Here is a 17992-nt window from a genome sequence, read left to right as displayed (position 1 = left end):
TACCTAGCCTTCTATGAGATTCGTGTTCCTCGGACCGGTGTTTTGCCTCCAGCTTCCTTCAGATTCCGCGTCGCCACGGACACCCTTGCTCTTGGCTAACCTCTACTTCTGTCTTCGGGGTTCGGGACTTACACCCTATAGTTCATACGCATGCCGGGCGCACACAAAAATCCGTTGTCTATTGGAATAGACAACGGATTTTTTATGAGACATATAACTTATTAATATTTATAAGCCCACATTATTTTTTTGAAGCGTGAATAATTACTCACCAATTTCATTTTGTAATTGCTCTAAAAACTGCACCATAAATTGATGGCGTTCTTCAGCCATTTGTTTGCCCTTCTCTGTAATCATTAAATCCTTCAGCAATAAGAGCTTTTCATAAAAATGGGTAACTGAGGATGTATTTTTACTACGATACTCGTCCTCGGTCATATCCATACGCGCATTTTCTTCCTTGTCATAAAGCTTTCGACCTTTAGCCCCACCAAAAGCAAACGTCCGTGCAATACCGATTGCTCCAATTGCATCTAAACGATCTGCATCCCGTGCTATTTTTGCTTCGAGAGAAGTTGCTTCTAGTTCGTTGCCACCATTAAACGATACTTGTTCGATGCAATCCCGAATATGTTGCTTCTTTTCTTCACTTAAAGGTAGCTCGGCAATCAGCTTATTTTCTTGTTCTTTGCTATCGGTATACTTTTTATCACTTACATCATGCAAGAGCACAGCGATTTTCACAACTTCTGCATCCGCTTCTGACTCTGTTTCTAATATCGCTAACGCATTTTGATAAACACGTTCAATATGTTGAAAATCATGACTAGCATCAAATTGTTCGTAAATTCCCCGTACTTTGTCCATTAAATTGTTCATAATCTTAGTTCAGTCCCTTCATACATTATTATACTGTATTGCTTAGAATAGTTGGCAATTATTAAGCAACCTCGAGGCTTTTTAAAAAAACAATATCGCAAAGTGATTTCAATTGACAAATTTTTCAGAATATTGTAAGGTGAATGTACAGAACATTTAACCTTGTTCTGTAGCTCACTATTTCAGTGGTGTACAGCAACTATGTTTTGACAGATTTAACAACTTCAGCGGGCTTGCAATTGAATACTGTTTTGAAAGATGACGTGCGTATAGGCGTATAGTGAAAATCAATCATCTAAGAAAACAAATAAAAGTGAACATTTTTCCCTTAGAAATTCTTTATTTCAACCCGCATAGCGAATGTACATGACGAGATAAGTGAACAAATAGTTAGCTTGTTGTCACGACCTAGAAGGCTTTGACCATATGTCCCAAGCGTGTGATATTTGTATCATTAATTGACGTTACCTTCTGTAATCATACCCTTGAGTATGTGTGAACGTAACTCCTCCCATTAATAACAAATAGCATATCGAATTCTTGCCAACATTTGTGAAAAGTCAATTTATCAGAGTCGTGCTAACAAAACTAGAGAATTCTTTTTTAGGCAACCATTTTTCCGAATTTCATTTAAGCCGTAAATGAAGTAATAAGTTATGAAGGAAGTAGGAACGATAGTTATGTTACGTATTACCAACCCGCTGAAGAAAAAGTAAAAGCTGCCCATCTTACTATTGTAGATGATGGCAGCTTTTATTGTTTCTTCAATTTCCATTTAAAAGACATTATCCTATCTCCCTATTCCCTACCTCTTGCTATTCCCTATCTTCCTTCTAAGATATGTTCAAAGGAAAATTTTTTCTGAACACAGGAGATTCTAAGGATATGAAGAGCCTTGTTGACCTTATCGTTGTTTATCTTCATTAGTTTGGATTAGCCTTTCCTTGATTTCTTCAATACGCTCTACAGATAAGCCAGTTATTTTACAAATAAATTCAATACCCATACCATCCACTAAAAGGTTCTTGGAAATTTCCTCTTTTCCTTTTTCTATACCTTTTTGCTCTGCCATATGCTTAACATCCTCTAACTTTGCCTCTTCATCAAGGATATATTTTAAGCGTGATTGATAAGCAATAATATCTTCATGAGAAAGACTTAGATCTTCCCAGACATTGAATGCCTGTAATAAATGTTCGTCCTTCATCGCTAGTTCCTCCAATTCGCAATAAATGTTATCGTAAACCTTTTTCTTTCGTGCATCGACCATTCCTAATAATAATAACCAACGGGCTAAAATATCATCTAGTGGCTTCAGAATTCCCCTATACCATTGTTCAAGAAATTTATTCATTTCAATAAAGTGCACTTCCAAAGCATCATCCTGTATAATTAATCGCTTTAATGTTTTATCCTCATACAAATGGAATGTACTGTGATAATATTCAGTTTGAGGAAACAAGGTGAAATTGCATATATTAATTGTAATCGTCGGTAGCAGTTTATGATACCCCATACCCTTTTGTAATTGTGAAGTATAAAGTTGTGCCCAGTAAAATAATGTGCACTTAAACACATCGTGCTGATTAGACAATTGAATTTCAATATTAATCATTTGGTGATCCTGCGTTTTCACAACAATATCTAATCTTGACTGCATATCATCCTTGTATTCGCCACCAACTTCTTGTCGCATAAAAGCCACGTCTTGAATGCTATTTCGACCTGTCCGATGTAAAATCGAATCTCATGGGATGCACGCTTTTGTGCTGATTTTTCTGTGAAATAATTATAGTAACCTGAACGAGATACGCCCATGATTTCACATAGATAGCTTACTAAACGTTTTAGTTTATATTTTTGAATCGTTTTACTGATTAAATCAAATTTTAATTCTGTTGCGATTGTTATTTCTTCTTTAACATCTGCCTTTCGAGTAGATCGAGCTTTTTTAAAAGTTCATTCTCCGCTTGTAATAATCGATTTTTTGCTTCTAATCGTGCAATTTTTTCTTCTAAACTTAATTCCCGTTCTACTGGACGACCTGAATTCGTTTTACGTGTATCTTGTAGACCAGCTACTCCAGTTGTGCGATAAGCTGCACGCCAACGCTTTCCCGCTGAACTAATGCGCTTCAAACCAATCAGTTCTACATCTAAACCAGCCTCTTCAAAAATCGTTCTTGGGAGTTTTCCTTTTTCATTTTCTGCAATAAAATGGCGTTTAAACTCCTCAGTATAAGTAATTGCTTTATCACTAATAGCCTGGATATTAGGATTACATTTTAGTTGTTCTTGCTCTTTTTTAGTAAATAATCTTTTCGTCATTTATTCCGCTCCGACATCTTTTTTCTCATTATAAACAAAAGTACCCTATAGGATAGACTTTTTTCAAAGTATCTATCTTATAGGGTACAGTTTATATAACTTATTGGAGCAGCTTTGTAGTATTTATTTTTTTACGAAATCTTGCATTTTTTTCTTAGAACAACCCTGCCGCATGTCCTTCGTTATCTACATCCATGCGTAAGGCAGCTGGTGCTTTTGGTAAACCTGGCATTGTCATAATATCGCCTGTAAGACAAACTAAGAAACCTGCACCCAGTTTTGGAATCACTTCACGGATTGTGATAGTAAAGCCCTCAGGACGTCCTAAAATACTTGGTTGGTCGGATAAAGAATACTGGGTTTTCGCCATACAAATCGGTAAAGAATCCCAGCCGAATTTTTCGATTTGGGCAATTTGTTTTTTAGCTTGTTCAGTAAACTGTACATCTTTCCCACCGTACACTTTTTGAACAATCGTACGAACTTTTTCTTCAACGGACTCTGTTACATCATATAAGGGAGAGAAGTTATTTTCTTCTTCTAATACGGCTACTACTTGCTCAGCTAAGGCTAATCCACCTTTACCGCCTTCTTCCCAAACATTTGTACGAGCAATACGAACATGATTTTCTTGACACCAGTTCAGCACAGCCTCTAACTCCGCTTCTGTGTCCGTAATGAATCGATTTAAAGCGATAATCGGTTCAACGCCAAATGTACGAACCGTATCAACATGTTTAGCTAAATTTTCAATCCCTTGTAAAAGCGCTTCAACATTTTCGCCTACAAGCGCTGTTTTTGGTACACCGCCATGCATTTTTAATGCACGGATTGTAGCTACAATAACAACTGCACTTGGTTTAAAGCCTGCTTTGCGTGCTTTAATGTTCATGAATTTTTCAGCACCTAAATCTGAACCGAAACCTGCTTCTGTCACAACAATATCAGCAAGCTGGCGAGCCGTTTGTGTCGCCATAATCGAGTTACAGCCGTGTGCAATATTGGCAAATGGCCCACCGTGGATAATGGCAGGTGTTCCTTCAAGTGTTTGCACTAAGTTTGGTTTAAAGGCATCTTTTAATAATAATGTTAAAGCCCCCTCCACTTGAAGATCTCGCACGAATACTGGTTCACGCTCAAATGTATAACCAATTACGATACTTGCTAAACGTTCACGTAAATCTTCAATGCTTGTAGCTAAACAAAAAACTGCCATAATTTCTGATGCAACGGTAATATCAAAGCCGTCCTCTCGTGGCATCCCTTGTACAGGACCACCCAGACCCACTACAACTTTACGAAGAGTGCGATCATTTAAATCCATTACACGCTTCCAAATAATACGGCGAGGGTCAATGTTTAAAGCATTTCCTTGGTGTATATGATTATCAATAAAGGCTGATAATGCATTATTCGCAGTCGTAATTGCGTGAAGGTCGCCAGTGAAATGCAAGTTTATATCCTCCATCGGTACAACCTGTGCGTACCCACCACCTGTTGCACCACCTTTCACGCCCATCACTGGGCCAAGTGATGGCTCACGTAAAGCAACAACAACATTTTTATTCAATTGATGAAGTGCGTCAGCAAGTCCAACCGTTACGGTTGACTTCCCTTCACCTGCTGGAGTTGGACTAATGGCAGTAACTAATACTACCTTAGCGTCCTCACCCTGTGCTGTTATTTTTAGTGGGTCAATTTTTGCTTTGTAGCGACCATACTGCTCAAGTGCATCTTCTGGAATACCTGCATCTTTTGCGATTTCTGTAATAGGCTTCATCACCGCTTGATTAGCGATTTCTAGATCTGATAAAGGTTGATTAGTCGTTGTCATTTGGCATCCTACTTTCTATGTTGTTAATTTCCATTATAGACTTTATTGTGAAAAAAATCATAGGAAGTTATACAAGCATTTCGACAATCAATTGACAACTTTGCACAATTCATGTATGTTCTTAATGAAAATGCATTTTTTCACATTTTCTCACGACTTAGTTGATTTTATTCTACTTTCAAGCGCATGGGAGGCGAATGCTTATGCAACAGGGAATCGTAAAGTGGTTCAATAATGAAAAAGGTTATGGCTTTATTGAATGTGATGATGGAGAAGATGTATTTGTACATTTTACGGGAATCCAGGAGGAAGGCTTCCGTACACTTGAAGAAGGTCAAAAGGTATCATTTGATGTGGTGGAAGGCAATCGAGGTCCACAGGCGTCAAATGTTGTAAAATTTTAAGTACAAAGGAGCTGTTCATTTGATAAACGGCTCCTTTTTTCAAATGTTCTTCATAGATCTTTTACACTCTTAAACCTCAGCTATTGATCCAATAAAAAGCTCCTGGAAAAACTAGCGTTTCCTTCGTTCTATCAGTATCCTTAAGTGTAACCCCAAACGGCCCTTCATTTAATTGACCTAGCGCCATTGTAGCCGCAGTAACTTCGTCATAAAAATCTAGGCGAATATTTGGTAAGTGTAGGGAAATAAACATTTCTTGTTGTTCAGGCTCTGGTAATTGTAATACTTCCCTCCATAGTTTCACTGTGGCTTGCACATCTTTTACATAAAATTGTACAGATTCCATCGATATGGGTTGATCGCTCTTAATGGCTCCATTTGCTTTTAATTGCGCAACACGTTCCTCGTCTGTATCAGCCCACTCAATCAAAAATGGAAAATCAATTTCCAGCCCTGGCTTCCCAAAATGCAAGAGCTTCCATTCAACTACGGAGCCGTCTGGTCTTGTACGACTACAAGCATCAGGTCCATATACTTCGAAGCCAAGTGCACGTAATCGTTGTCCCTCTTCCTTAATATTTTTTGTACGTAACGCAATTCTTGAAAAACCATAGCGCTCGTTGGTATGTTTAAACGTATAATGTAGTGAATAAGGTAATTTCACTGCATTTTCAAATAATTGACGATCATAGATGGCTATTTGTTCAATATAGTTTAATCCAAAGTAGCTTAACGTATTGAATGTCCCCCACATTGTATGTTGACCACCGTTAACTGTATGGATATTACGTTTTTTTAAGAAAATCATTGTATTCTCAGGTGATTGAACTTGATGAACTAAATGGTCAAAATATAAAGACATGACTAACCCCCCTTTTTTTCTCTATTATATACTTTACCAGTTAGTTTTGTTGGTTTAAAATAAAATTAAGAATATTACAATTATTGAAATTATAAATACTCAGCAAGAAGATGATTGGCACGCTGATGGTTCATCAGAAAAGATTATTCATTTCCAAAAATCAATGAAGAGGTGATTAGAATGACAGACAAAGTAGCTGCTTTTAAACAAGCATTAGGTAATTATCCAACAGGCGTAACGGTAGTCACTGCTTGTAACGACGCAAACGAACCTTTTGGCTTAACTGTCAATTCCTTTGCATCCGTTTCTATAGATCCACTCCTTATTTTGTGGTCGCTCGATAAAAAATCACAGCTACATTCATATTTTACAGTAGCTCAAAAGTTTGCTGTTAATGTTTTAGCGTATAATCAAGAGCATCTATGTACACTATTTTCAAGTAAAATTCCAGATCGCTTCGCCCAGGCTAACTGGTCAACATCTGCATTAGGTGTTCCAGTTTTGCATGATACTGCAGCCATTTTACAATGTAAAACATTTCAGCAAATCGATGCTGGAGATCATACGATATTTATCGGGCAGGTCCTAGAAATTGACAATGCAAAGAAGGAACCTTTACTGTATCATCGCAGACATATCGGTGAAATCCCAAAAAGTTTTTATGAATAGGCTATTGCAAGAAATATATACGCAAAAAAACAGGATGATTCATCGTTGAAATCATCCTGTTTTTTGACGTTGATTTTGTCTTTTTTATTATGGGTGTTTTAGCACAATTCAAATGATAAGCCCCTTCAGATATGGTAAAAAGTAAAAAGGATAGACCACTGAGCATTACCTAAACAAAATGTTGGCTACAAATACGTTAAGGAAATTCCCCCCACAACTTAGAAATATCTGTTCACCTATCATCAAATCGTTTACTTTTTTTGTGGAAATCTCTGCTTTTCAAGCCTGTTAATTTGCACAATGACACCATCTTGAATCGTAATGTTTACTTCTCCAAACTCCAAATTTTGAATTGCCTTTGCAATTGCTTCTAGTTTTTTGTTATCTACCTTTGCCTCTTTAGTCATCCGATACACCCCTTCTTTTACATATTTTTTGTACAAAAGAGCCAATACGTCAATCTTAGACCTTTATCCTTAGAAAGCTTTGCTTGGTTCTACCTATACTATTTGTTATTGAAGAAGCTTCATTTTGGGCTAAGTCCTCTACCGCTTCCGATAAAAGAATTACGTTTCTTGGAAATAATTCTATAATTCAGAAAACCTATTGTCAATATAAATATTATAAAACTTAGTTGTTTACTAAGAAATGAAGAAAATGAAGTTTATCTATAGTTATGCTAGTAAATATCACCTCAGTCTTCATAATATAAAAAAACAAAATAAAAACTGTGTAGAGTCTATTTTACCTCTACACAGCTTAATCATTTTATAAAAGGTCTATTAATGCTTCTGCGGTCTTTTGCTTGCCCATAACCTTTATCGGTTTCCCGTTAGCTGGTACAATCCAGTGTGGTTCGTCTCCACCGTATAAGGACTGTGAGCTATTAGCTACCATAAACTGAGCGCTGGCAGATTCCATTCGTAGACGTGCACGGGATAGTAAAAATTCCTCATCATCTGTTGCCTCAAGTTTAAAGCCCACTAATGTAACTTCCGGATTCCACCCTTTTATTTGACCTAATACTTTAGGTGCCTTTTTAAAGTGGATGATAGGTGGCTCGTCAGATGGCATTTTGCCTGTCTCCTCTATTAGATTCCCAGACTGGTCATACACTTTGTCAATGAGCCAATCAGAACCGGCAGCTGCCATAATGACGATATCCACATGCTCTTCCTGAACAGCATGTCGAACTTTCTCGCCTAAATCTTCAATGCCTTCAAATCGAATGGTACGCATTTTATCTTTATTCGTTGGAAGCTGTGCGAAATAACCATGCATATACAATACGTTTGCCCCAGCCGCTAGTGCCGCTTCCGCTAAATAACAGCCCATCGATCCTTTCGATAAATTCGTATGCCCACGCACACGATCCCATTTTTCAAGTGTTCCCCCACTTGTAATGAGTACGGTCTTCCCTTGTAATGTCCCCATACACTCACCTTTTTTCTAATCAATTTCGCCTTGGCATAATTGCGTCCGGATTTTGAATTGCGCCTAGGCCTGCACGAGGGCCGACACGATGTCGGTCATTTCGGTAACGCCACAGGACGTGGCGTTTTTAACGATGCAGGTCAGTTAGCCGTTTTCGCAGGAAGCAAAGGTTTTAGGCTAACATCCTTGTATTCATTCCTTTAAAAATCCGTGACATCCGCCGGAGGCTTTAGGTCAACATGATGTTGGTCACTCAGTCGTTGCCACAGGACGTGGCGCACTTAGACTAAGTTCCTCTATTTCAGTAGGTGTTTGGACACCGACTGAAATAGTAATCAAAATTGCATTCATCTCACCACCTTTAAAGGTGGGAATCTACTGTAGCTGCCGCTTTGCTTTCGCTACAAAAACATTTGCTGATTGAAGATAAATATACAATTACTATTTTAGCGTAATGCTAGGTTATGCTTCAATGCTGTTTTTATAGAGAAAGTTGCTATCCTTTAAGACTTACATATAAATCAATTCCTATTTTGCTCTTTTAACCAGGAACTTAGTATTTCCGCAAACTTTTTGGTCACTGGTGATGCATGGTGTTTCATTGCAATTCCAATTGTCCGATAGCCACCTTGTTTTAACGGAATAGCTTTTATCGTAGGCGGCAAATTATTCGTCACTAATTTCGGTAAAATACTAATCCCAAGTTGGTGAGAAATCATCGACGTGATTCCTACCTCTTCAGATAGTTCAAAACGAATATTTGGCTTCACGTGATATTGCTCTAACAGTACTTTTACATCATTTGTTCCTTTATGTGAAGTCATGATAAATGGCATATCTTCAAGTTCCACAATATCAATTTCTGCTTTATTATAAAGCGGACTTTTATCAGAAACGATACACAGTAATGGATCTTGCTGTAGTTCGATAAACTGAAATTGCTTCGACTTTTGACCATTTAAAAATCCTGCATCCACCTCTCCACTCAATAGCCATTGTTCGATTTCATAATAATCTCCCTCACGTAATTCAACTTGTATACCAGGAAATTGATTGTCCATGATCCGAACAATTTCTGGCATCCAGTTTGACGAAATACTTGAAATTACACCAATTCGCACTTTCCCTCGAGTAACACCAAGTATATGTGCTGCTTCTTGCTGTAACAGTTCCTCTGCATCGAGGACATGCCTCATTGACCTTAACATTGCATCTCCTTCACTTGTTAACGAGACACCCGCTCGACTTCTGTGAATGAGTGCAAAGCCGAAATCCTTTTCTAAACTTGAAACAGCATGACTTACAGCAGATTGAGTTAATCCTAATGCCTCTGCAGCTTTTGTAAAGCTAGCTACCTCAGCTACTTTATTCAAAATCTCATATTTGACTAAACTCATTGTCTTGTCCTCTATTTACATGAATTTTTTTAATACTGATTATTATAAACATTCGTTTTACTAATCACAATACAAGAGATATAGTAAATTTTAGGTTAAAAACTGTTTTAGTACACAGAATGTAGGTGAGCATAATGAGTATCCAAGGAAAAGCAAATTTATTAATGGTTATAGTGACAATGTTTTGGGGATTATCTTATACCTTTATGGTAATGGGGCTTGAAACATTGGCTGTTTATAATGTGGTGGCATTGCGTTGTATCATCGCATTTTTCGCAGCAGGAATCATCTTTTACAAACGCATGATTAAGGCCGATGCTAAAACTTTAAAATATGCGGCTATTCAAGGTTTTTTATTATTCATTGTGTTCGTTCTAAGCTTATTCGGATTAGAAACAACTTCGGTATCAAATGCTGGCTTTATTTTAAGTCTAACAGTTGTCTTAGTGCCTATTATCAGCAGTTTTATTGAAAAGAAATTACCTTCAAGAGCAGTCAGTTTTGCAATTGTTTGTACAATGATTGGGATTACAGTTTTAACTGCTCACGGCTCATTTACCTTTCAAAAAGGGGATATTTTAATAGCCATCGCTGCACTATGTTATTCGATTTATTTACAGTTAAACAGTTCATTTACGCGTAACGTTGAATCCATTTCATATGGCATTTACCAGCTCGGTTTTGCTGGATTTTACGCACTCGTATTAACATTCATTTTTGAAACACCTACACTTCCAAATACAACGTCTTCTTGGATTGCAATTATTGGACTCGGTATCATTTGTAGTGCATTTTGTTTCGTAGGTCAAACTGTTGCACAACAGTTTACTTCTGCTACACATACAGGACTAATATTTTCCTTGGAACCAATCTTTGCAGCGATGTTTGCCGTGATGTTTTTAGGAGAAGGATTAACGATAAAAGTATTAATAGGTGGTAGCTTTATTCTAATTGGTAACCTTGTTGCTCAATTCGAGCAGCTTCATGTATTACGCTTTATAAAAAAACATGACCACAAAAAAGCGATTCATTAAATCAATTTTGAAACCTTCTACACAAATAAACAGAGTGATGCATGTGCACTCACTCTGTTTATCGTATTATACTAAAGAAATATTCCCTATTATGTGAATGAAGATGACTTTCAATCACCTTTCACTAGATTATGTCGTCATAGGTTCAATTGTAGGCTCAGCAAATACTACGATGACACCTTGTTCTACGAGATGAGAATAGTAAGCTGTTTGTCCCTCTGTAAGATCAAAACGCTTTAATCCTTCCGTCACAGCCGATTCACCAGTAAACCAAGACTTGAATTGATCCACCCAATTCCCTACTTCATGGGTTTTAACATTTATACCCCATTCTACATCCTCAAATTGGCTTGGATCCTTTGCAATAACATGAATGTCCTCTATTTGATATGCTTCTAATCGCATACTTTCTAAAATATGAAGCATTTCTTCCCTTGTATGGGCCACTTCAATTTGTGGGTTTTGTTCATTTATCATGTTCAATTCCTCCTAACTTTTATGGCTTACTAAGTATCTACCCTTCCTATTCAAAAAAAAACATATTTTGCCCATTCTTTTCCGAACTGTAATATATGTTATTTCTTTGTGAAATATGTCCATCTTTTGAAACAACAAATATGAAACAACAAAAAAAAGACAATGGAAATGCATGAACGAGTTTCCATTGCCTATCATTTATTTGTGGTTATTAGTGCCCAAGGAAGGCCTTTAACATCCATGTATGCTTTTCAAGGGACTGGTACATAGCATTCAGTAAATCCTCTGTTCGATCGTCCCCTTCTTCTGCTGCAAGCCCCATTGTTGAATGTAAAGCTTTCATAATTTTTTGGAAATCTGCAATGGTTGTAGCCACCATTTCCTCCGTCGTCTCATTCCCAGTCGCTTCCTCGATAAAGGACAGCTCAAGATGTTCTTTTAACGTAGCAACTGGTTGCCCATCCTTCGAAAGGATACGCTCTGCAATTTCATCTAGATTTAATGTTGTTTCATTATATAATTCTTCAAATTTTGCATGTAGTGTAAAGAAGGAATTTCCTTTAACATACCAATGATAATTGTGCAATTTCGTATAAAGGACAGACCATGTAGCGACAAGTTTATTTAATTGTTTGTTTAAGTTTTGTGTCATTGTTTCTCCTCCAATGTGCCAGTTATTCTAGCCATTAGTATGCGTAGCAAAGTGTATTTGCTATACACACATTTTTTACCATTAACACAAACAATTTTAAAAGTCATTTATCATACAAAATCAAAACATCTTCCCGTGAGAAGATTTGCCTTACAACAGGAGGCAAATGCAGTTCCACAACAACTTCACACAATAAGATTTCATCATTAGAACGTTAGAAAACTTACAACAAACCTAAAAAGAGATTGGCAATTTGTCTCTCTACACAATTAGACTATTTAAGTTCCTTTCGAATTTCCTTAATCTTTGTCACTGGAAGCTTCGAAACCTCCGCAATCCATTCGTCTTCAGCACCCTTTTCAAATAACCCAAAAATTATTTGTTTCATGCCACGTTCGATTCCACGTTCGATTCCACGTTCAATTCCTAGCTCAATGCCCTCCTGCCTCTCTAATTCCAATACCCCAGCAAGTGTCGGTGGTAAATCTTCTTTATATTGATGCAACATTTCTTCCTCCCCTCTTATTTCCTCTTTTACCTCTCTTATAAGTTGCTCAGTCATAGCTCTTGGTAGTTTCAACAAATAATCAATAAAGTAAAGTAACGCATTTACTTCTGTTTTTTCAACATTTTCTAATGACCACACTTCTCTTAGTAAAGTTCTTTTGTACGCACTACGAAGACTCATTTCATTTTTTGTACGATTCAAATAAAGAGATGCTAGTAATGCTTTACTGAGTAGCTTCGTTGATTTTTTCAACTCTTCTTCATCAAAATCAGATACAACAAATTTATTAAAAGTGTACATTAATTCTGTACCATAATACTTTTCATGATACCGGTTCGTACTTTTTGTACCCTTATCTGTAAAAATAGCAATAGCCACAATCTTCTTACCATATCGATTCCTAATATGATAGAAATACTCAAACATGCGCTTCGCAAAATGCACTTCATCTCCCGCTTGTATTTCCGTATGGACAAGGATCCATTGCTCTTTCCCACTTTTCAGATGAACCTTCGCAATTTGGTCAGCTATTTTGCGCCCTTGACGATGCTCAATAATTTCTTTGAAAAGCTCCTGTTGCAAAAATTCTACTTGCCATCAATTATGCCTCGGCATAATTGCGTCCGGAATCGGCTTTGTGCTCGCACAAAGAACACCTTTCCGATTCCGTGACATCCGCCGGAGGCTTCAATTTCTTTCAGGGTTGTTTGGACACCTTGAAAGAAATTGAAAAATCCACCTCTAAGTGTAAATCTGGCAAAAAGAACAACAAAAAATCTTCAAACAAATCCGCAATTAACTTCTTCCATAAATTATCTTGATTCACTTGGCTAAGTTTATATAGGTCTGGTTTTCCCCAAACTAACTGCATGATAACTTCATTCCTCCCCCTTCTTTACATCCATTATACTCAACACGAACATAAGTTTCTACTTTATTATTCTATTTTTAAAAATATTAAAACTATTCTCTATTATTATTTCACTTTCCGAAATAGTTTCGTTATAATGGAGACACTTACACATAAGGGGTGTTAATTGATGGAAGTATTACGAAAAGATGTACCAGTAGAAGAAACCTGGAATTTAAAAGATTTATTTGAAAAGGATGCGGATTTTGAGCCTGTTTTAGTTCAGCTTGTAGAGGATGCACTAAGCTTTGAACGCAAGTATCAAGGTACAATTACGGATGCGCAAAAAGTAATTGAAGTTTTAACAGCTTTTGAAGCATTACAAAAAAGCATTGTCCCTATTGGCACTTATTCAAATTTAAATATTCAAACAGATCTTACAGATGATGTAGCGCAAATGCGTTCTGCCAAATACAGTACTGCGGTGGGTAAAATAAGTAGTGCATTTTCTTTCGTACGCAGTGAATTACTAGCACTAGACGAGGCAATTTTACAAGAGGCCACTGAGTTGAGTCCTATTTACAAAGTTTACTTAGAGGAATTGTTAAAGCAAAAGCCTTACCAGCTGCACCCTGAAGTGGAAAAAGCATTAGCTGCATTTAGCTCAACTTTTAAGGCACCTTATGAAACATATAATACGACAAAGCTTGTTGATATGCATTTTGGACAGTTTGAGGCAAATGGTGAAAAGCATCCATTAAGTTTTGTATTATACGAAAACAACTGGGAGTTCGAGGCTGATACAAACGTACGTCGTGCTGCATTTGAAGCATTTTCTAGTAAGTTACGAGATTATCAGCACACAACTGCAAAAATTTATAACACACATATTCAACAAGAAAAAACAATGGCGGATTTACGCGGCTTTGACTCTATCATTGATTATTTATTATTTGATCAGGATGTTGATCGATCACTTTATAATCGTCAAATAGATCTTATTACAAAAGAGCTTGCGCCTCATATGCGCCGTTACGCACAACTTATTCAACAAGCGAACGACATCGAGAACATGACTTTTGCAGACTTAAAAATAGCGTTAGATCCAGAGTATGATCCAAAATTAACAATGTCAGAAGCAAAAGAATATGTTGAAAAAGCATTATCGGTTATGGGCGAGGATTACAAGAACATGATTGAAAAGGCATTTAACGAGCGCTGGATTGATTATGCAACAAATAAAGGAAAATCTACTGGGGCATTCTGTTCAAGTCCATATGGTAATCATCCTTATATTTTAATGTCTTGGAATGAACGTATGAATGAAGTATTTACGCTAATTCATGAGCTAGGACATGCAGGTCACTTTGTAAATGCACATGCCCATCAATCTTATTTTAATAGCCGTCCTTCGCTATACTTTATTGAGGCACCATCAACAATGAATGAAATGCTTCTAGCCAATTATTTATTGGCCCATAACGAAGATCCTCGTTTCAAACGTTGGGTTATTTCAAACATTGTGTCCAAAACATACTATCATAATTTCGTCACACACTTACTAGAGGCAGCATATCAACGAAAAGTATATGAATTAATTGACGCAGGTGAAGCTGTTAATGCTTCGGTTTTAAATCAATTAAAACGTTCTGTCCTTGAAGATTTCTGGGGCGATACTGTCGACATTTCTGAAGGTGCAGAACTTACTTGGATGCGTCAGCCACACTATTATATGGGCTTATATCCATACACATACAGTGCTGGCTTAACAATTTCTACACAAGTATCCAAGCGTATCTTAAAAGAAGGGAAGCCGGCGGTAGATGAGTGGTTAGCAGTCCTTCAAGCTGGCGGTACGAAGTCACCTTTAGAGCTAGCTCAAATGGCGGGTGTCGATGTTACAACAGACCAGCCGCTTCAAGATACGATTGCTTACATTGGTCACCTCGTTGATGAGCTTGAACGATTAACGACAGAAATGGAAGCTATCAAAAGCTAAACAAACCTTAGAACCATCTATGCTATTTCTAAAGCGTAGATGGTTTTCTTTTTTTAGTTCTAAGTTGGAAAATATGTTCATATAATAGAATCAGGGCGTCCATTTTTTGATATTTCTAAATAGACAATCATTTTTCTTCGTACAAATGTACCGTTATTATTAAGTAGATGCAATTTATTTAGCAAAATTCGACTAACAATTTTCAAAGGAAGTGTTTCTAATTATGGTAAAACGTAATGATCCATGCCCTTGCGGTAGCGGCAAAAAATACAAAAAATGTTGTGAAGGCAAACAGCAGGTTACAGTAGAAACTGTAGCAATCGAAGAATTAGAACGTGTACTACAAACATTTTACTTAGAATATCCCGAACGCAAAGATGTTCGTGCTTACATCGAGCATGTAGGTACATGGCAGCCTAAATTAGAAAGCGTACTACAAAGAGAGCTAATTGAAGCGATCGCGTTAGACGACTTCTTCTTCCATCAAGAGCCATCTATTTGGAAAGGTTACTTAAAGAAAACAAAGAAAAAAGCGGTAAGACCTTCAACAGTAAAAGTGTTAGAAGGCTGGTCACAACCTCGTCTATTTATTGGTTCTGTGTCTGTTGTAGAAGAAAAATATTTCAAGGCTACACATGTGTTATCAAATGAAGAAATTTATATTCGTCGTGAAAATGATAAACCAATCCCTGAAGGTATGCATGTCTTTGCATTCATCTTACCGGATGGTACAAAAAAATCAGAGCATTATTTAGCTGTTTCAACGCTGATCTTCTTCCCGGAAGATCATGCGAAGGTGTTTGAGCAATTTAATAAAAATTTCGAGGCTTCTGAGAAGAAGATTGGTGCATTCTTAAAAGAAGAGCATTTATCCTTCTGGGAGTTACTTGTGTCAAACGGTTATAAAGGCGAGGAATTCACGAATTTCGAGAGCAATGTAATCACACAAGTGAAAGATTTCCTTGAGCAAAATGATCGTGAAACAGCTCCTATGTTAGAGCTTTTAGAAGACTACTTAATTGAAGGACAACCATCTGCGCGCAAAGAGGCTGCGATCGCTGCTGGCGCGATTCGATATGGTCAAGAAAAAGAGCTGTTCGAGCCGCTCTCAATGACAGTAAAAGAAATTGCAGCGACGTTCGATATTTCAGCTTCCTCTCTCACAAAATACTACCAAGACTTAAGTACCTATGCTGAAACTAAATAATACTTAAAATTATATTGCGCTACACGCTCTAAACAGATTTTAGAGTGTGTGGCGCATTTTTGTTACCATAGAAAAAGCTACATTTGTTATCGGCAGTGAACCAACAACAAAGTAGCTTATTTTACGGTAACCAATTAGCACCATATTTACAAATTGAGTAAAAAAATTTTTTCATTAAGCTTTACTTTATTTAAACATAGTCCATTTAGTCCTATGATTACTTCAAAGACATTTCTGCAATATGTGAAAACATTATTTACTATATACCTTCATGAGCTCTTCTCCAAGAAATTGTAGTCGCTCTCCTATTGTGCAGGCTTCAATACAGAAGCGATGAGCTCCAGATTTACCACGCTCTTTTCGTAATTGCTTGATCACTAAGCAATCAGCACAATACATATCATGTAATTCATCAATATCTTTCATAACCGTCACTTTATCCAATTTGAACTCTCGCTCCTTTCACGTCCAAATTTCGCTTCTTACTATTATGAAGTGAACATTTTGAACAAGCAACTATTTTGTTTATCCATATTTAACTTCTTTCAGCAAATGTTTTCTGTGCGAAAGCGTAGCGACAGCAACAATTATTTTCTATACCGTAAGCGCTGCGACAGTTACAGTTGTTTTTTGTAACGTAAGTGAAGCGACAGTTACAGAAATCTCCCACCATTTTTCATTACGCCGGAATTATTGATTATCAACTAAAATATTGTGAAAAAGCACTATTGATGTACAATTAATGTAAAATCTAAATCAAAAAGTGGGGATTTTATGTTAGAAGTTTATATTGATGCAGCTAGTGCAGGAAACCCTGGCCCCAGTGGTATTGGAATATTTATTAAAGGAGAGGGCCACCATATACAAATAAGTGAGTATATAGGACAGACCAATAACCACATTGCCGAGTTTACTGCATTAGTACGTGGACTTGAGGAAGCACTCAAGCTTAGTTCAAACCTAGTATCAGTGCGCTCTGATTCAAAAATTGTTGTAGCCTCTATGGAAAAAGAATATGTGAAAAATGAGGAATTTAAACCTTATCTTGAGCAGGCACTTACACTTGTAAGTAACTTCGATTTATTTTTTATTAAATGGGTTCCAGATACGCAAAATAAAGCTGCCGATGCACTTGCACGTAAAGCAATTCAAAAAGAAAAAAATTAAACTTCGGGGACTGTCCCTTGTCTTAAACCAAGAGCCGGTCTCTCCCTTTATCCACATTCACTTTATTTAGATACTTAATATCCCCCAATGTTTCATTTTTATCATCTTCAAATACATTCTTCTATAAAACCACCTTCCTATAAATGTAAATATCCTTCCATATGAAATACGTTTACCTTGTATCATCCCTGACTTTAGATAATGAGCCATAAAGTGGATGATTTCCTAATTATTATTAGTAAAACTTGTATCTTTAATGTTATTTTATTGACATACTATTGTAATATTACAA

General features: G+C 36.8%; 19 protein-coding genes. 6 read left to right on the top strand and 13 right to left on the bottom strand.

What is annotated here, in order from left to right:
- Positions 1-264 precede the first annotated feature (264 nt).
- The 4 genes from ACFTQ7_RS07815 to ACFTQ7_RS07800 form a co-directional block, all read right to left on the bottom strand.
- Positions 265-879, bottom strand: a complete 615-nt coding sequence (locus ACFTQ7_RS07815) for an HD domain-containing protein (RefSeq protein ID WP_386828005.1) — start codon at positions 877-879, stop codon at positions 265-267.
- A 904-nt stretch (positions 880-1783) separates the two neighbouring features.
- Complete coding sequence (locus ACFTQ7_RS07810) at positions 1784-2620, bottom strand: Rpn family recombination-promoting nuclease/putative transposase (RefSeq protein WP_386828014.1); 837 nt, start codon at positions 2618-2620, stop codon at positions 1784-1786.
- A gap of 166 nt (positions 2621-2786) precedes the next feature.
- Entirely contained in the window at positions 2787-3206 is a 420-nt protein-coding gene (locus ACFTQ7_RS07805) for an HTH domain-containing protein (protein ID WP_386828004.1), read from the bottom strand.
- 154 nt (positions 3207-3360) lie between these two features.
- On the bottom strand, positions 3361-5040 hold the full coding sequence (locus ACFTQ7_RS07800) for a formate--tetrahydrofolate ligase (protein ID WP_386828003.1): 1680 nt from the start codon (positions 5038-5040) through the stop codon (positions 3361-3363).
- 203 nt (positions 5041-5243) lie between these two features.
- On the opposite strand from ACFTQ7_RS07800, the gene ACFTQ7_RS07795 reads away from it, so the two are divergent.
- Positions 5244-5444 carry a cold-shock protein gene (locus tag ACFTQ7_RS07795; RefSeq protein ID WP_079560081.1) on the top strand — a complete coding sequence of 67 codons (201 nt, stop codon included), beginning with the start codon at positions 5244-5246 and terminating at the stop codon, positions 5442-5444.
- A gap of 76 nt (positions 5445-5520) precedes the next feature.
- On the opposite strand, the gene ACFTQ7_RS07790 is transcribed toward ACFTQ7_RS07795, so the two are convergent.
- Positions 5521-6306 carry a VOC family protein gene (locus ACFTQ7_RS07790; RefSeq protein ID WP_349658792.1) on the bottom strand — a complete coding sequence of 262 codons (786 nt, stop codon included), beginning with the start codon at positions 6304-6306 and terminating at the stop codon, positions 5521-5523.
- 180 nt (positions 6307-6486) lie between these two features.
- Between ACFTQ7_RS07790 and ACFTQ7_RS07785 the strand changes: the two genes are divergently transcribed.
- A complete protein-coding gene (locus ACFTQ7_RS07785) occupies positions 6487-6975 on the top strand; it encodes a flavin reductase family protein (protein ID WP_386828002.1) in 489 nt (162 codons plus the stop codon).
- Positions 6976-7226: 251 nt separating this feature from the next.
- On the opposite strand, the gene ACFTQ7_RS07780 is transcribed toward ACFTQ7_RS07785, so the two are convergent.
- From ACFTQ7_RS07780 to ACFTQ7_RS07770, 3 genes are all read right to left on the bottom strand, one after another.
- Positions 7227-7382 carry a YezD family protein gene (locus tag ACFTQ7_RS07780; RefSeq protein ID WP_349658794.1) on the bottom strand — a complete coding sequence of 52 codons (156 nt, stop codon included), beginning with the start codon at positions 7380-7382 and terminating at the stop codon, positions 7227-7229.
- 361 nt (positions 7383-7743) lie between these two features.
- A complete protein-coding gene (locus tag ACFTQ7_RS07775) occupies positions 7744-8409 on the bottom strand; it encodes a phosphopantothenoylcysteine decarboxylase domain-containing protein (protein ID WP_386828001.1) in 666 nt (221 codons plus the stop codon).
- Between the two features lie 521 nt (positions 8410-8930).
- On the bottom strand, positions 8931-9806 hold the full coding sequence (locus tag ACFTQ7_RS07770; RefSeq protein WP_349658796.1) for a LysR family transcriptional regulator: 876 nt from the start codon (positions 9804-9806) through the stop codon (positions 8931-8933).
- A gap of 134 nt (positions 9807-9940) precedes the next feature.
- Here ACFTQ7_RS07770 and ACFTQ7_RS07765 point away from each other — a divergent pair, with 134 nt between their 5' ends.
- On the top strand, positions 9941-10840 hold the full coding sequence (locus tag ACFTQ7_RS07765; protein WP_386828000.1) for a DMT family transporter: 900 nt from the start codon (positions 9941-9943) through the stop codon (positions 10838-10840).
- A 129-nt stretch (positions 10841-10969) separates the two neighbouring features.
- Here ACFTQ7_RS07765 and ACFTQ7_RS07760 read toward each other — a convergent pair whose 3' ends face one another.
- The 4 genes from ACFTQ7_RS07760 to ACFTQ7_RS07745 form a co-directional block, all read right to left on the bottom strand.
- Positions 10970-11317, bottom strand: a complete 348-nt coding sequence (locus tag ACFTQ7_RS07760; protein ID WP_349658798.1) for a general stress protein — start codon at positions 11315-11317, stop codon at positions 10970-10972.
- Between the two features lie 211 nt (positions 11318-11528).
- Entirely contained in the window at positions 11529-11969 is a 441-nt protein-coding gene (locus tag ACFTQ7_RS07755; RefSeq protein ID WP_386827999.1) for a Dps family protein, read from the bottom strand.
- 274 nt (positions 11970-12243) lie between these two features.
- Positions 12244-13059 carry an RpnC/YadD family protein gene (locus tag ACFTQ7_RS07750; protein WP_386827998.1) on the bottom strand — a complete coding sequence of 272 codons (816 nt, stop codon included), beginning with the start codon at positions 13057-13059 and terminating at the stop codon, positions 12244-12246.
- Positions 13060-13174: 115 nt separating this feature from the next.
- Positions 13175-13348: a hypothetical protein gene (locus tag ACFTQ7_RS07745; protein WP_386827997.1), complete on the bottom strand. Its 174-nt coding sequence runs from the start codon at positions 13346-13348 to the stop codon at positions 13175-13177.
- Between the two features lie 169 nt (positions 13349-13517).
- Between ACFTQ7_RS07745 and pepF the strand changes: the two genes are divergently transcribed.
- Both pepF and ACFTQ7_RS07735 read left to right on the top strand, forming a co-directional pair.
- The gene (pepF, locus tag ACFTQ7_RS07740; protein WP_386827996.1) at positions 13518-15326 is read left to right on the top strand and encodes an oligoendopeptidase F; all 1809 of its coding nucleotides are present in this window, start codon (positions 13518-13520) and stop codon (positions 15324-15326) included.
- Positions 15327-15549: 223 nt separating this feature from the next.
- Positions 15550-16533, top strand: a complete 984-nt coding sequence (locus ACFTQ7_RS07735; RefSeq protein ID WP_349658803.1) for an SEC-C domain-containing protein — start codon at positions 15550-15552, stop codon at positions 16531-16533.
- A 252-nt stretch (positions 16534-16785) separates the two neighbouring features.
- Here ACFTQ7_RS07735 and ACFTQ7_RS07730 read toward each other — a convergent pair whose 3' ends face one another.
- The gene (locus tag ACFTQ7_RS07730; protein ID WP_197144123.1) at positions 16786-16977 is read right to left on the bottom strand and encodes a zinc-finger domain-containing protein; all 192 of its coding nucleotides are present in this window, start codon (positions 16975-16977) and stop codon (positions 16786-16788) included.
- 330 nt (positions 16978-17307) lie between these two features.
- On the opposite strand from ACFTQ7_RS07730, the gene ACFTQ7_RS07725 reads away from it, so the two are divergent.
- Entirely contained in the window at positions 17308-17700 is a 393-nt protein-coding gene (locus tag ACFTQ7_RS07725) for a ribonuclease HI family protein (RefSeq protein WP_197144124.1), read from the top strand.
- Positions 17701-17992 lie beyond the last annotated feature (292 nt).

Source organism: Lysinibacillus sp. NPDC056959 (assembly GCF_042674095.1).
In the GTDB taxonomy this organism is placed as follows: Bacteria; Bacillota; Bacilli; order Bacillales_A; family Planococcaceae; genus Lysinibacillus; species Lysinibacillus zambalensis.
Note: the sequence above shows the minus strand (reverse complement) of the source record. Positions and strands in the feature narration are given on the sequence as shown.

Coding starts and splice junctions, on each gene's coding strand:
- ACFTQ7_RS07815 (WP_386828005.1), bottom strand. CDS start 879: ATGAACAATTTAATGGACAAAGTACGGGGAATTTACGAACAATTTGAT.
- ACFTQ7_RS07805 (WP_386828004.1), bottom strand. CDS start 3,206: ATGACGAAAAGATTATTTACTAAAAAAGAGCAAGAACAACTAAAATGT.
- ACFTQ7_RS07800 (WP_386828003.1), bottom strand. CDS start 5,040: ATGACAACGACTAATCAACCTTTATCAGATCTAGAAATCGCTAATCAA.
- ACFTQ7_RS07795 (WP_079560081.1), top strand. CDS start 5,244: ATGCAACAGGGAATCGTAAAGTGGTTCAATAATGAAAAAGGTTATGGC.
- ACFTQ7_RS07790 (WP_349658792.1), bottom strand. CDS start 6,306: ATGTCTTTATATTTTGACCATTTAGTTCATCAAGTTCAATCACCTGAG.
- ACFTQ7_RS07785 (WP_386828002.1), top strand. CDS start 6,487: ATGACAGACAAAGTAGCTGCTTTTAAACAAGCATTAGGTAATTATCCA.
- ACFTQ7_RS07780 (WP_349658794.1), bottom strand. CDS start 7,382: ATGACTAAAGAGGCAAAGGTAGATAACAAAAAACTAGAAGCAATTGCA.
- ACFTQ7_RS07775 (WP_386828001.1), bottom strand. CDS start 8,409: ATGGGGACATTACAAGGGAAGACCGTACTCATTACAAGTGGGGGAACA.
- ACFTQ7_RS07770 (WP_349658796.1), bottom strand. CDS start 9,806: ATGAGTTTAGTCAAATATGAGATTTTGAATAAAGTAGCTGAGGTAGCT.
- ACFTQ7_RS07765 (WP_386828000.1), top strand. CDS start 9,941: ATGAGTATCCAAGGAAAAGCAAATTTATTAATGGTTATAGTGACAATG.
- ACFTQ7_RS07760 (WP_349658798.1), bottom strand. CDS start 11,317: ATGATAAATGAACAAAACCCACAAATTGAAGTGGCCCATACAAGGGAA.
- ACFTQ7_RS07755 (WP_386827999.1), bottom strand. CDS start 11,969: ATGACACAAAACTTAAACAAACAATTAAATAAACTTGTCGCTACATGG.
- ACFTQ7_RS07745 (WP_386827997.1), bottom strand. CDS start 13,348: ATGCAGTTAGTTTGGGGAAAACCAGACCTATATAAACTTAGCCAAGTG.
- pepF (WP_386827996.1), top strand. CDS start 13,518: ATGGAAGTATTACGAAAAGATGTACCAGTAGAAGAAACCTGGAATTTA.
- ACFTQ7_RS07735 (WP_349658803.1), top strand. CDS start 15,550: ATGGTAAAACGTAATGATCCATGCCCTTGCGGTAGCGGCAAAAAATAC.
- ACFTQ7_RS07725 (WP_197144124.1), top strand. CDS start 17,308: ATGTTAGAAGTTTATATTGATGCAGCTAGTGCAGGAAACCCTGGCCCC.